This is a genomic window from Terrabacter sp. FW104-15G4B (genome assembly GCF_058790095.1).
Genome location: NZ_JBYTCI010000002.1, coordinates 48,232 through 62,582, shown reverse-complemented (window position 1 = coordinate 62,582; position 14,351 = coordinate 48,232). Strand labels below are relative to the sequence as shown.

At 68.5% G+C, this 14,351-nt stretch carries 11 protein-coding genes; all 11 read left to right on the top strand.

Annotated features, from left to right (window positions below):
* Positions 1 to 90: 90 nt before the first annotated feature.
* The 11 genes from AC3WRT_RS02120 (at position 91) to AC3WRT_RS02070 (ending at position 14,258) form a co-directional block, all read left to right on the top strand.
* Positions 91 to 1,125, top strand: coding sequence for an amidohydrolase family protein (locus AC3WRT_RS02120; protein WP_492718573.1), 1,035 nt, complete (start codon positions 91 to 93; stop codon positions 1,123 to 1,125).
* A complete protein-coding gene (locus AC3WRT_RS02115) occupies positions 1,122 to 2,852 on the top strand; it encodes an AMP-binding protein (RefSeq protein WP_492718571.1) in 1,731 nt (576 codons plus the stop codon). The genes AC3WRT_RS02120 and AC3WRT_RS02115 overlap by 4 nt, the downstream gene beginning before the upstream one ends.
* Before the next feature lie 253 nt (positions 2,853 to 3,105).
* Positions 3,106 to 4,332: an FAD-dependent oxidoreductase gene (locus AC3WRT_RS02110; RefSeq protein WP_492718568.1), complete on the top strand. Its 1,227-nt coding sequence runs from the start codon at positions 3,106 to 3,108 to the stop codon at positions 4,330 to 4,332.
* Between the two features lie 223 nt (positions 4,333 to 4,555).
* Positions 4,556 to 5,761 (top strand): MFS transporter, encoded by a 1,206-nt coding sequence (locus AC3WRT_RS02105; protein ID WP_492718565.1) that lies wholly within the window; start codon positions 4,556 to 4,558, stop codon positions 5,759 to 5,761.
* A 185-nt stretch (positions 5,762 to 5,946) separates the two neighbouring features.
* On the top strand, positions 5,947 to 6,753 hold the full coding sequence (locus AC3WRT_RS02100) for an IclR family transcriptional regulator (protein ID WP_492718563.1): 807 nt from the start codon (positions 5,947 to 5,949) through the stop codon (positions 6,751 to 6,753).
* Between the two features lie 80 nt (positions 6,754 to 6,833).
* Positions 6,834 to 7,688: a 2-keto-4-pentenoate hydratase gene (locus AC3WRT_RS02095; protein ID WP_492718560.1), complete on the top strand. Its 855-nt coding sequence runs from the start codon at positions 6,834 to 6,836 to the stop codon at positions 7,686 to 7,688.
* Between the two features lie 104 nt (positions 7,689 to 7,792).
* Positions 7,793 to 8,773 (top strand): acetaldehyde dehydrogenase (acetylating), encoded by a 981-nt coding sequence (locus AC3WRT_RS02090; protein WP_492718558.1) that lies wholly within the window; start codon positions 7,793 to 7,795, stop codon positions 8,771 to 8,773.
* Positions 8,770 to 9,867, top strand: a complete 1,098-nt coding sequence (dmpG, locus tag AC3WRT_RS02085) for a 4-hydroxy-2-oxovalerate aldolase (RefSeq protein WP_492718556.1) — start codon at positions 8,770 to 8,772, stop codon at positions 9,865 to 9,867. The genes AC3WRT_RS02090 and dmpG overlap by 4 nt, the downstream gene beginning before the upstream one ends.
* Before the next feature lie 1,006 nt (positions 9,868 to 10,873).
* A complete protein-coding gene (locus AC3WRT_RS02080; RefSeq protein WP_492718553.1) occupies positions 10,874 to 11,563 on the top strand; it encodes a DUF2291 family protein in 690 nt (229 codons plus the stop codon).
* Positions 11,560 to 13,167, top strand: a complete 1,608-nt coding sequence (locus AC3WRT_RS02075; protein ID WP_492718551.1) for a sugar ABC transporter ATP-binding protein — start codon at positions 11,560 to 11,562, stop codon at positions 13,165 to 13,167. Before AC3WRT_RS02080 ends, AC3WRT_RS02075 begins: the two co-directional genes overlap by 4 nt.
* Positions 13,164 to 14,258 (top strand): ABC transporter permease, encoded by a 1,095-nt coding sequence (locus AC3WRT_RS02070; RefSeq protein WP_492718549.1) that lies wholly within the window; start codon positions 13,164 to 13,166, stop codon positions 14,256 to 14,258. The genes AC3WRT_RS02075 and AC3WRT_RS02070 overlap by 4 nt, the downstream gene beginning before the upstream one ends.
* The last annotated feature ends 93 nt before the right edge of the window (positions 14,259 to 14,351 follow it).

Genomic DNA, 14,351 nt, shown 5'->3' with positions numbered 1-14,351 from the left:
ATGGTGCGACGTTTCGACTCTAGTGCGCTCCAGGACCCCGACGAAGGGGAGTTCCGCCCACCGCAACTCCCGATGGACAGGAGCCACACGATGACTCTGGACAGATGGGCGGGGGGTGTCGTCGATACCCACGCCCACTTCTTCCCGCCCGGCATCACTGAGCCGCCGGTCGGAGCCGATCCGCGGTGGCCGGTCCTGCGTCTGGACCCGGAAACGCCCGGCCGGAGCGCGATCCACCAGGGGGACCGGCTCTTCCGAGCTGTCGAGGGTCCGCTGTGGGACGTTCCCCAGCGCCTGGCATCCATGGATGACTTCGCCATCGAGCAACAGCTCATCTCACCGGTCCCGGTCATGCTCACGACCTGGGCGGACCCCGGACCGGCCGCGGCCTTTGCCCGAGAGGTCAACGACGGCATCGCTGCCGCGGTAGAGGCGTCGGACGGTCGGCTCGCCGGTCTGGGCGGTGTCCCGCTGCAGAACGTCGACGCCGCCATCAGCGAGCTCCAGCGGGCGGTGGGCGAGCTCGGTCTGGCGGGGGTCGAGATCGGTACTCGGGTCGAGCACCGTGAGCTCGACGACCCTGCTCTGGCCCCCTTCTTCGCCGCGGCTGCGGACCTCGACGCGAGGATCTTCGTGCACCCGATGGACGGTGGCGCGGGCTCCGTACGCCGTACCGGGCAGCCTTACGACTTCGGCCTGGGCATGCTCACCGACACCGCGCTCGCCGCAACGGCCCTCCTGACCGGAGGGGTTCTGGACGATCACCCCGACCTCCGCATCGGCTTCGCGCACGGTTGCGGCACGCTCGCCTGGGCGGCGCCGCGCATCGGGCTCGCCCTGTCCATCTGGGGCGAGGAGGGGCGGAGCGCCGCCTTCGACGATCTGCTCAGACATCTGTGGGTGGACACCTTGGTGCTTGATCCGGCGCACCTGCCCCTGCTCACCCACCGCTTCGGCCCGGACCACGTGATGGTCGGGACGGACGCGCCCTTCATTCCCGGACAGCTGACGGGCTTGGCCCGCTTCCTGGCGGGTGGCCTGGACCACGGATTGACCGAGACCCAGATCGACGGCATCGCACGATCCAACGGCCGTGCATTCATCAACCGAGAGGACCGCTCGTGAACCCGTCCGGCGGCGCAGAATCTCCCGCTACGAGGGCCTACCGTGCGGCCCGCGACCTGCTGCTCGACCTACGAGAGGACTACGGGCGGGCGGCCAGGGAGTTCAGCTATCCCGACGTCGGGGACCGCTTCTGCTGGGGCGTCGACTGGTTCGACGCGATCGCCCGGGGAAACCACAAGCCCGCACTCAGGGTTGTCGCAGAGGACGGCAGCACCGAGACGGTCACCTTCGACGAGATGGCACGCCGCTCCGACCGTGTCGCGGCGTGGCTGTCCGGTCTCGGGATCAGGCGTGGACAGGCGGTGCTCGTCATGCTCGGCAACCAGATCGAGATGTGGGAGGCGGTGCTGGGGGTGATGAAGCTCGGAGCGGTCATCATGCCGACCGCGACAGCAGTCGGCCCGGAGGAGTTGGCCGACCGGATCCAGCGGGGGAGCGCGGTCGCTGTGATCACCAATCGGGCCGACACCGGCGCGTTCCACCAGGTCGAGGACTCAATGGTGAGGATCGCCGTCGGCGGGAGCGGCGACGGTGCTTGGCACGACTTCGCGGACGCTGCGAGAGCAGAGACGGGTCCGCTGCCGCATCCCGGCACCGCACCACAGGATCCGCTGCTCTACTACTTCACCTCAGGCACGACCTCTCGCCCCAAGCTCGTCCAGCACAGCCAGGTCTCCTACCCGGTGGGACATCTGTCGACGACGTACTGGCTGGGCCTGCGGCCGGGCGACGTGCACCTCAACATCTCCAGCCCGGGATGGGCTAAGCACGCGTGGGCCTCGATCTTTGCGCCTTGGATCGCCGAGGCGACGATCGTGGTGCTGAACTACGTGCGCTTCGACGCCACCTCCCTGCTCACGGTTCTGCGGACACACCAGGTGACCTCGATGTGCGCGCCACCGACTGTGTGGCGGATGCTGATCAACGGCGATCTGTCTGTTCGTCCCGGGGCGTTGCGTGAAGTCGTCGGCGCCGGGGAACCCCTGAACCCGGAGGTGATCGCCCAGATCGAGCGGGCATGGGGCCTCACGATCCGCGATGGATACGGCCAGACCGAAACCACCGCATCGGTCGGCAACACCCCAGGCTCACCGCTCAAGCCCGGGTCCATGGGCCGGCCGCTACCCGGCGTCCCGGTGGCGATCGTCGACCCCCTGACCGATGAGGTCGTCACGGGTCCCGGGGAAGGTGAACTCTGCCTCGACCGTCGTGCCCACCCGCTGTCCCTCATGTCTGGCTACCTCACCGTCGACGGAGGCCTCGTCGACGGACCAAACGACCAGAATCGTTGGTACCGGACTGGTGATGTCGCGTCCGTCGACCGAGACGGCTACATCACCTATGTCGGCCGCACCGATGACGTCTTCAAGGCGAGCGACTACAAGATCTCGCCCTTCGAGCTCGAGTCGGCGCTCATCGAGCATCCCGCAGTAGCCGAGGCGGCCGTCGTGCCGGCACCGGACGCGGTGCGCCTTGCGGTGCCCAAGGCGTACATCGCGCTCGCACCGGGGTACGAGCCGACCCCTGAGGTCGCCAAAGACGTTCTCGCGCACGCCCGTGCGCGGCTCGCGCCTTGGCAACGGTTGCGGCGGATCGAGTTCGCTGAGCTGCCCAAAACGATCTCCGGCAAGATCCGCCGGGTCGAGCTGCGAAGCCGCGAGGATGAACTGGCCGAAGGGGGCAACCGGCCGGAGCTGGAGTGGCGGGACGACGACTTCCCGAGCTGACCTGATGAGCTGAGGTGCTGGGTCACGCGGGCTCGATCACCTCGTGTCGATGCCGCGCGGATTACCCGGCGCGATCCTTCTGGGCTGCAGCGAATTCCGGGGCCGGGGAGGCTGAAGAGGCCAACTGATGCCCACGGACCGCCCTGCGACCAAAGGTTCCGAGGAGCGGAATGAATGGTGGAGCGCGGGCACGGCAACCCAGAGGATGGCTCCGCGGCCACTGAGGTTGCATTGTGCGAGAGGTAGAAGCAACATGAGCGACTGCGACGTCATCATCGTCGGGGCGGGGCCGGTAGGGCTCATTGCTGCACTCGGTCTGGCCCAGAGTGGAATTGGCGTGACCGTGCTCGACGCAGCGGACGACATCCTTGATGAGCCTCGCGGCATGACCTATCACTGGGCCGTACTTGCGGGGCTCGAGCGGCTTGGGGTCCTCGCGGATGCGATGGAGCTCGGATATCTCAAAGACGACTGGAGTGCCCAGGTCTTCAGGACCGGAGAGCGCATCTCGATGGACATCGGGATCCTCGAAGGCGACGTTCGCCACCCCTACAGCCTGGTCCTAGGACAGGACGCACTGGGTGGCGTCGTCAAGAGGCACCTCGACAGGTTGCCAAACGTCCGAATCCTCTGGGGCCACACCGTCGCAGGCCTGGAGCAGGACCGCACAGGCGTCACGGTGTCCGTGGAGTCCAGCGAGGGATCGCAGGCCCTGCGGGTCCCGTGGCTCATCGGTGCTGACGGCGCCCGCAGCATCGTGCGACGCGAACTCGGCCTCAGCTTCGAGGGCATGACCTGGGGGGAACGCTTCGTGGCGACGAACTGTCGGGGGGCGTACGCCGACCACTTCGTTTCGGGGTATCTGATCGACGCGCAGCACGGTGCGGTTATCCACCAGATCACCCCGGACGGCCTGTGGCGCCACACCTACTCGGAGTCGCTCAGCCTGCCGGAAGAGGGGATCGAGACGCGGATGGCGCGCCACTTCCGGGCGGTGATCCCGCAGGAGGGGTTCGGCCACGAGATGCGTCTATGGCGCCATTACCGGATGCACCAGCGCTCGGCCGAGTCCTATCGCGTCGGCAGGGTCCTCCTGGCCGGCGACGCGGCGCACGTGACCAACCCGACGCGCGGGTTCGGGCTCGTGGGCGGGATGTTCGACGCCTTCACCCTGACTGAGGCCCTCACGGCCGTCCTCCTCGAGGCCGCGGACGAGCAGCTGCTCGACCGATACTCGCAAGAGCGCAGACGCGTCTTCTGGGACTACACAACACCGATCTCCAGCGACAGCAAGCGGTTGGTCTTCGAGCCGACGGAGGAGCGACTCGCGAGGTTCCGGGAGGTGGCTGGCGACCGGGAGAAGACGCGTGCGTACCTGCTGAGCGGTGTCGCCCTCGCGACTCCCTCCTTGCTCGGGACGCGGGACCTCTGGGAAACGGTCGGAGCCTCCCGGGCTCTGACAGCGGCGGTTGCGCCGTGACCGATCCCTCCAGGCCGTTGCGCTGTCCGCAGAGCCCGGCCCTCCTTGCGGCGTGGTTGCTCTGGTCCGTCAGCGCCACGGATCACCGCGACCTCGAGGGGTCCTCATGAGCGGCGCCGTGCCCATCGATCCTCCGATCGGAGTGCGGAAGCAGGCGACAACCCCGGATTTTGCAGCGCCCGCTGCTCGCCGCGACGAGCCCGCATGGGCCAGTGGGGCATGGATGAGGATTGCTGTCGCGATGTTCGTGATGGCGTGGGGAGGGAACCAGTTCACCCCGCTGCTTCTGGTTTATCGACATGAGTTGGGATACTCGCAGCTCGCCGTGGACGTGTTGCTCGGCGCGTACGTCGTCGGCCTGATCCCTGGACTTCTGCTCGCGGCAGCACTGTCCGAGTCGATGGGACGACGTCCGATGCTGCTCCTCGGTCTCGGTGCGTCGCTCTTGGGAGCTTTCTTGCTGGCGCTCGGAGAAGAGCTGGGATTCTCCGGGATCTTCCTCGGTCGCAGCTTCAGCGGTGTGGCTGTCGGTGTCGCAATGTCAGTCGGCACTTCTTGGATCTCTGAGCTCTTTCCAGCCGGGGGTGGCGCTCGCCGCTCGACAATGGCACTGACCGGAGGCTTCGCAGTCGGTCCGGCCTCCGCCGCTCTTCTCGCCGAGGTCCTCGAACCACCACTGCTCTGGCCGTATCTGACACACGCGGCCCTATGTCTACCGGCCCTCTGGCTGCTTGTGGGTGCGAAGGGAGTGGAGACACGGCGACCGGGGCAGCGCAGAGAGTCTCGAATGCTTCGGGTCACAACCCCGACCGCAAGACATGGGCGCTTTCTCCGCGTCGTCGTTCCCATGGCGCCGTGGATCTTCGGCTCGGCGGGAATCGCCTACGCGATCGTGCCCCAACAGGTCAGCGGTGCGCTGGGCGACAACGCGCTCGTCTACACAGCCGTGCTGACGGTGGCCACACTCGGCACCGGGGTCGCGGTCCAGCCAGTGGCCCGTCGTCTGGACGACCTGTCGAGCGCACGAGCCGTCGTGGTGTCCATGGGGCTGATGACCGCAGGAGTCGCTCTGGCTGCCGTCACCTCGTTCGTCGGCTCGCCCTACATCGCTATTCCCGTCGCAATCCTCCTAGGCGCGGCCTACGGCATAGCCGTCGTCTCGGGATTACTCGAAGTCCAGCGAATTGCACCACCGGACGACGTTGCGCGGCTCACAGGCGCCTACTACGCACTGGCATACGTCGGCTTTCTCGTTCCGGCTGCGCTCGCTGCTCTAGGGCATTGGTTCAGCTACCCGAGCATGTTGACCGGTCTCGCGGTCATCGCCCTTTCGTGCACGCTGGCTTGCGCCTCTGGGTGGTCCAAGCATCTTCCTTCCGGAACCGTCTCCACTCATCGTCGGCTCCAACGGGCAGACCCCGGACTTTGAGAGCTCGCAGCATCCAAACGACGGTAACCCAGGCGCGCTCAGGGAGCTTGAGCGGCGCTGCAACGGCGGGTTGCGGGAGGGGACTCGGGACGCCGCCTTACGAACGGCCGCCCGCACGCGCCAGCAGGCGTGACCTGGGCTCGGCTGGAGTTGACGACCAGCCCGCCGTCGGGTTCCGTTGGCCCATGGGCAGTCCCGAGCCCCCGAGGCAGTCGCCGCCGGCGATCGGCACTGACACCGTGCTCGGCAAGGTCGTCGCGGTGCTCTTCGCTTTCTCCGCCGACGACTACGGGCTGTCGCTCGCCGAGCTGGGTCGGCGCACCGGCCTCGCCAAGGGGACGCTGCATCGGGTCGTGAACGACCTGGCGGCAGCACGGCTCCTCGAGCGCACGACCCACGGCTACCGCCTGACGGGCCTCGTCTTCGAGCTCGGCATGCGGGCCTCACTCGAGCGGGGCCTGCTCGAGGTCGCGACGCCCTTCATGGAGGACCTGCGGGAGCGCACGCACGAGACGGTCCACCTCGGTGTGCTCGAGGGCTCTGAGGTCGTCTACGTCGCGAAGATCGGCGGGCACCGACAGGCCAGCTCGCCCTCGCGCATCGGGGGCCGGATGCCGCTGCACTGCACCGCGATCGGCAAGGCGCTGCTGGCCCACTCACCGCCCGAGCTGCTCGGCGAGGTCGTGGCCGCCGGCCTGACGCGCCGCACCCCGCGCACCATCACGGCGCCGGGAGCGCTGCGACGGCAGCTCGACCGCATCGTCGACGACGGGGTCGCCTACGAGTACGAGGAGTCCGCGACGGGCCTGGTCTGCGTCGCCGCGCCCGTCCTGGGCCCCGACGACCGCCCCACCGCCGCCATCAGCGTCACCGGCCCGGTGACGCGCTTCCACCCCGACAAGCACGCCGTGGCCGTGCGTGCCGCGGCCGCGGGGGTCGCTGCGACGCTCGCGCGGCGCGTGACGCTGCGGCGCGCGCCCGCCCGGGAATGACGGTCCACTGAGTGGAACGGTCGGATGGCGGGCGCGGGCCTGGCTCGCGCACTCTGGGGGCACACAGACAAGGAGTGCCCATGACCATCTCCAGCCCCTCCGGCAGCGGCGTCGTCGACGCCGACCGCCCTGCCCCGGCCGACGTCCCGCCTGTCGTGCTCGTGGCGGCCGACCGCCTGGCGCACGCGGCCGCGACCGGTGCGGCCTGCGCGCCGGTGCGCGACATGCTCGGCGAGACCGACTTCGCCCTCGCGTATGCCGTCCAGCACGAGCTCGCGCTGCGCCGCTCGAGGGCGGGTGCCCGCGTCGTCGGACGCAAGATCGGCCTGACCTCGCCGGCCGTCCAGGCTCAGCTCGGCGTCGGCCAGCCCGACTTCGGCGTCCTCTTCGACGACATGGACGTCTCCGCGGCAGAGCAGGTCCCGACGTCGGCCCTGCTTCAGCCGCGGGCCGAGGCCGAGGTCGCGTTCGTGCTGGGCGCCGACCTGGACGGGGACGACCTCGACCTTGAGACCGTCCGCGCGGCGGTCGACCACGCCGCCGCAGCGATCGAGATCGTCGACAGTCGCATCGCCGGCTGGGACATCCGCATCACCGACACGATCGCCGACAACGGCTCGAGCGGCATGTTCGTCCTCGGCAACCGGCGCCTGCGGCTCGACGAGTTCGACCCGGTCGACGTGCAGATGCAGATGTACGCCGACGGCGAGCTCGTCTCCGAGGGCAACGGGGCGGCCTGCCTCGGCGACCCCCTCGAGGCCCTCCTCTGGCTCGCCCGCACGGCGCAACAGGTGGGCGACCCGCTGCGCGCCGGCCAGGTAGTGCTGTCCGGAGCCCTCGGGCCGATGCGACCGGTCACCCCGGGCCAAGTGGTGCGGGCCGAGCTGTCGTCGCTCGGCACCGTGACCGCACGCTTCGCCCCGTCGCCCGCCTGACCGACCCCGCCCGTTCGAGCCCCGGCGCCGTGACCCACGCCGTCGCGCGCTGCCGTGCGCCCCGCACGCCCTCGCGTTCCCGAAACGACTGAAGGAAAGCACAGATGACGAAGACCAAGGTGGCCATCATCGGCCCCGGCAACATCGGAACCGACCTGATGTTCAAGGTGATGCGCCTGTCCACCACCCTGGAGGTGGCCGCGATGGTCGGGATCGACCCGACCTCCGACGGGCTGCGCCGCGCCGCCAGCCTGGGCATCCCGACGACCCACGAGGGCGTCGACGGGCTCATCGCCCTCGACGGCTTCGACGACATCGACATCGTCTTCGACGCCACGTCCGCGAAGGCCCACGTGGCCAACGCCGCCAAGCTGGCCGCATACGGCAAGAAGCTCGTGGACCTGACCCCGGCAGCGATCGGCCCGTACGTCGTGCCGCCGGTCAACCTCGACCGCTACCTCGAGGACGACGGCCCCGGCGTCGAGAACGTCAACATGGTCACCTGCGGCGGACAGGCCACCATCCCGATCGTCGCGGCCATCTCGCGGGTGACGACCGTGCCGTACGCCGAGATCGTCGCCTCCATCGCCTCGAAGTCGGCAGGGCCGGGCACGCGCGCCAACATCGACGAGTTCACCGAGACGACCACCGCAGGCATCGAGAAGGTCGGGGGAGCCCTGCGCGGCAAGGCGATCATCATCCTCAACCCCGCCGAGCCGCCTCTCATCATGCGTGACACGGTGTTCGCCCTCATCGGCGAGACCGACGAGCAGACGCACGAGGCGATCCGAGCCGCCATCGACGAGATGGTCACGAAGGTGCAGGAGTACGTGCCCGGCTACCGGCTCAAGCAGCAGGTGCAGTTCACGCCGATCGCACCCGACGAGCCCGTGCACACCCTGCTGCCCAAGGGCGCCCCCGCGGTGACGACCAAGGTGAGCGTCTTCCTCGAGGTCGAGGGCATGGCGATGTACCTGCCTGCGTATGCCGGCAACCTCGACATCATGACCTCCGCGGCCAGGCGCGTGGCCGAGACCCTCGCCGAGCGCCTCCCCTCGCGGGCCGACGCAGGGGTGACCGCATGAGCGCCACGACGACCACCACCCCCGGCGACAGCGCCACCAGCCCAGGAGACCGACCCGTGACCCTCTCGAACACCGAGACCCCCCTGCTCTACATCCAGGACGTCACCCTGCGCGACGGCATGCACGCTGTCCGTCACCGGATCAACCCGAAGGATGTCGGGCGGATCGTCGCCGCGCTCGCCGCGGCCGGCGTCGACGCCATCGAGGTCGCGCACGGCGACGGGCTCGCCGGTGGCAGCCTCAACTACGGGCCCGGCTCGCACAGCGACTGGGCCTGGATCGAGGCCGCCGCGGAGAACATCTCGCAGGCCACCCTGACGACGCTCCTGCTCCCCGGCATCGGCACGATCAGCGAGCTCGAGGACGCGTACTCCCTGGGCGTTCGCTCGGTGCGCGTCGCCACGCACTGCACCGAGGCGGACGTCTCGGCGCAGCACATCAGCAAGGCCCGAGAGCTCGGCATGGACGTCTCCGGCTTCCTCATGATGAGCCACATGAGCAGCGCCCCCGAGCTCGCCGCCCAGGCGAAGCTGATGGAGTCCTACGGCGCTGGCTGCGTCTACGTCACCGACTCCGGGGGACGCCTGACGATGGACGGCGTGCGGGATCGGGTCCGGGCCTACCGTGACGTGCTCGACCCGAGCACCCAGATCGGCATACACGCTCACCAGAACCTGTCGCTCGCCGTCGCCAACTCGGTCGTCGCCGTCGAGGAGGGGGTCGTGCGCGTCGACGCGTCGCTCGCCGGACACGGCGCTGGTGCCGGCAACTGCCCCATCGAGCCGTTCGTCGCCGTCGCCAACCTCAACCAGTGGAAGCACCGCTGCGACCTCTTCGCGCTGCAGGACGCCGCCGACGACCTCGTGCGTCCCCTGCAGGACCGCCCGGTGCAGGTCGACCGGGAGACGCTGACCCTCGGCTACGCGGGGGTCTACTCCAGCTTCCTCCGTCATGCCGAGGCTGCGTCGCAGCGCTACCGCATCGACGTGCGCTCGATCCTGCTCGAGGTCGGTCGTCGCAAACTCGTCGGCGGGCAGGAGGACATGATCGTCGACATCGCGCTCGACCTCGTCAGCGACAGTCAGGCCAGCTGAACCAGCCGCACCCGAGGCCGTAGGGCCCCGCGTTTCGCGATCTGCGAACGCTGGCCCCTGGGCTTTGAGCTCCACTGTTCGGCAGCTGATCTCGTCTCCGCCGGGGCACGTAGGACCTCACTCAACGACTCTATGTGTACGGAGACCACCTCATCCCTGAAGGCTGGTAGCACTGGTATGGCGCCCTGTGCTCAGCGCTTCGACGGGCAGCGGGGTGTCGTGCGGTGATCGCCAGGGTGGGGCGTGGCGGCGTCGCCTCATGGCGCGAGGTATCCGGTTGGTGTCCACTGTTCGGGGCTGGCGACGACTGTCCGTGGGGAATTCGCGGGGAAGTTTGCGCCGCCACTGCAACGTCGCACGTCAGCGAACTGCCCTGTCTGGACTGTAAATCCGTCGCGAGAGCTACGAAGGTTCGAATCCTTCACCTGCCACCCAGTGCCCCGAGAGGCCCTGACCAGCGGAAACGCCGGCAGGGCCTCTCGCACGTACCCCGCCCGAGTATGTGGCGCTCCGGACTCTGGACAAATTCCGCCAGCCTTTGACCTGCGGAGACGCGGCAGGTGCGTCGCCTTGTGGGGGATCCGTGGCGAAGTTGCGCCCACGGGATGGTCCGTCCGTCGGGACCGCCCTGCTTGACCTGCGGCTATGGGGGAGGGGTACGCAATCGCGGCGGACTTCTGCCGCCGTCGCCAAGTTCTCGGCGGCCGGGTGGAGCAGCCCAAGGTCGCGCGCCGAGCCCCTCCACCGTGAGACGTGCAACGCCCTACGTTCTCCTCATCCCTTGCGAGGAGCTGGTCGGCCGGGGGCGGTCCAGCGGACCGGTCTCGCACGATGTCGTCGTCGGGCAGGCGACGGTGACAGCTCGCCCCCAGTGCGCTCGCGAGGGTCGGGCTCAAATCGGTCGCGCGCGAGCCGCGGCTTCGAGATGCGCGCGCCGGAAATTCGACAAATCGTTGACACGAGCGCCAGGGCTCGACATCATCATCGTATGTTCGTTCAATGGCGAATGGGTATTCAGTCCGACACTGCAGCCCGCTCACTTGTGGCACTTGCCACCGCTCTGATCGTCGGCGGATCCCTCGGTGCCTGCTCGCGCGTCCCGGGGGTGTACACCTATGTCCCGGCCGGCCAGGAGAAGTCGGCCGGCGCCGGTGGAGCTGCGGCAGCCTTCGACGCCAAGGCGTATGTCAGCGGCATCTGGGCCTCGAAGGTCCTGCCGACCGTCGAGAAGGACGCCGTCCCGGCGGCGGAGCTGCTTCCCGCGCTCGAGGCTGACCAGGACGCTGCGAGCAAGAAGTACGGCAACCAGGCTGGCACCGGGAGCCCGTACGCCTTCCTCCTCAAGGGCGCCGGCACGGTGACCGCCGTCGACATGGACTCACCTACGCACCCTCTGACGGTCAGGCTCGACGGGCTGGCGGGCAAGACCGGCCAGATCCAGGTCGTGACCGGGCCGGTCATCGCCGGTACGGGCCTGCGCGACGCCGTCAAGTTCATCAAGTTCGGCGACTTCACCAACCAACTCAACTACGCCGACGCTGCCACCGAGCTGAACAACAAGGTGAAATCCGACGTCCTCGCGAAGGTCAAGGCCAAAGACCTCGTCGGCAAGAAGGTGACCTTCGCCGGGGCATTCTCGCTTGTCGCCCCCGGCGTGGTCTTGATGGTCCCGACCCAGTTGGCGCTTGCCTCGTGACGAGCATTCCTGCAGCAGCCCAGCAGTCGACGCCGGCAGCGAACGACGCCGTCGTCCTGCGCGCCGTGGACGTTACCAAGACCTACGGCGGCGTCCGGGCCCTCAAGAGCGTCACGTTCGAGGCCTACCGCGGACGGGTCAACGTTCTTGTTGGAGAGAACGGCGCCGGCAAGTCGACCTTGATGAAGATCTTGGCGGGTGCGGAGCAGCCGAGCTCGGGCACGATCCTGCTGGATGACGAGCCGGTCAGCATCGGCAGTCCGCGTGATGCGATCGCGTACGGCATCGGCATCATCCACCAGGAGCTGAGCCTCTTCCCAAACCTGTCGATCGCCGAGAACCTCTTCGCCGGGCGCGAGCTGCGGCGTGGGCGGCGGTTCGTGGACCACGCCGCCCAGCGGCGGCGCGCAGCCGGCGCTCTCCAGCGTCTCGGGCAGGAGCTGGATCCGGACATGCTCGTCGGCGAGTTGCCGATCGGCAAGCAGCAGCTCGTCGAGATTGCCCGGGTGCTGCTGGAGGATGTGCGCATCCTCATCATGGACGAGCCGACCTCGGCCCTGTCCAACCATGAGGTCGACGTCCTGTTCAAGGTCATGGACGACCTGCGTCGCGACGACGTCACCATCATCTACATCTCGCACAAACTTGACGAGTTCCGCCGCATCGGTGACTACGTCACGGTACTGCGCGACGGATCGGTCGTCGCCCATGAGCCGATGGCTGGGACCGACACCGCTTGGATCGTGCGGCAGATGGTCGGCCAGGACCCCGACGCCCTGTTCTCCCGGTCGACCGGCGACATCGGCGACGTTCTGCTCGAAGTGTCGGGTGTGACCGTGCCCGGCTCTCCCCGCGACCTGGTCTCCGACGTGTCCCTCCAGGTACGCGCGGGTGAAGTGGTCGGCATCTACGGCCTCATGGGGGCCGGGCGAACCGAGCTGTTCGAGGCGCTCATGGGCAGCCGCCCGTCGACCGGCCGGGTCTCTGTTCGGGGCGCCCTCGTCAAGGAGAGCAACGTCCGCGCGCGTCAGGCCGCCGGCTTGGCCCTCGTGCCCGAGGACCGTCAGCGCGACGGGCTCGTGCAGACCATGAGCGTCGGCGACAACGTCCTGATCTCGACGATCGGCAGGCTGGCCCGAAACGGCCTTATAGCCCAGAAGGTCGAGCGCAGCATCGCCGGAGCCAAGGTCCGTGAGCTGTCCATCAAGATCCCGGCCCTCGCCGCTCCCATCACGTCGCTGAGCGGCGGCAACCAGCAGAAGGTCGTGCTCGCCCGGGCCCTGCTCACCGAACCCGTCGTCCTCCTGCTCGACGAGCCGACGCGCGGCATCGACGTCGGAGCCAAGAGCCAGATCGCCGAGATCATGAGCGATCTCGCGAGTGCCGGCTACGGCGTCTTGTTCATCTCCTCCGAGCTCGCCGAGGTCATGGCCATGGCTGACCGCGTCCTCGTCATGGCCCGGGGACGCATCACCGCCGAGCTTTCTGGCGCCGACCTGACCGAGGAGGCACTCGTCTCCGCCTCCGCCTCCGACGCCGTGCTTGCCGCAGCGGCGGCCGGAGCCGACATCCTCTCCACCCCAGCCACGGAGGTCCCCGAATGAGCAACACGGACGTCGCGCCCGCCACGTCGACTCAGCCACCGCCGACGCTGCAGAACGACGATGGCAAGCGCGGTGACACGCTGGCCCGAATTGGACTGCTGCTGTTGCGCGGTCGCACGCTCGTCGTCCTCGTCCTGCTCATCATCCTCTTCGGCACGATGTCGCACGACTACCTCACCTCGAGCAACCTCATCGTGATGACCAAGCACGTGGCCATCAACGCGATCCTGGCGATCGGCGTCACATTCGTCATCCTCACCGGCGGCATCGACCTATCCGTGGGGTCAATCGCCGGCCTGTCCAGCATGATCGTCGGCGGCCTGCTCTTCGCCGGTCTCACGCTGCCCGGCGGCGGAGTGCTCTACCTCTCGGTCGGAGCTGTCATCCTCGTCGGCATCCTCGTTGGGTGCCTGGTTGGGTGGGTCAACGGCATCCTCATCACGAAGTTCCGGGTGGCGCCCTTCATCGCGACCTTGGGCATGCTTTACGTGGCCCGGGGCGCGGCTCAGCTGCTCAGCAACGGCGGCACCTTCCCCAACCTGGCCGGCAGCCCGGCGCACGGTAACGAGGGCTTCCACATCATCGGCGTCGACAGCTGGTTCGGAATCCCCGTCGCGGTGTGGATCATGATTGTCGTCGCGGTCATTGCCGTCATCGTCACGACCAAGACGCCGTTTGGGCGGCGTATCTACGCCGTCGGCGGCAACGACCGCGCGGCGGTCCTCGCCGGCATTCGCGTCCCGCGGATCACCATCGCCGTGTACGTCATCAGCGGAGCCTGCGCGGCCGTGGCCGGCATGCTCCTCACCTCCGAGCTCGGTGCGGCCTACCCCGACACCGCCACGACCTACGAGCTCAACGCCATCGCTGCAGCCGTCCTCGGCGGCACGGCGCTCAGTGGGGGTCGCGGCAGCATCGTGGGCACCGTCATGGGCGCCTTCGTCATTGGCTTCCTGGCCGACGGCCTTGTCCTCGTCGGCGTCTCGACGTTCTGGCAGTCCGTGGTCAAAGGCGCCGTCATCATCCTGGCCATCGTCCTTGAGCAGGCCCAGCAGCGACTCCAGACCGCGCTGTCGCAGAGGGCCGCCTGAACCGCACGCGACCGACTCGCGAACGGTGGGACGCCCGCACCCACACACAACGCCTGACCACCAATCAACCACACCAGCTCCAACGATTCAGCA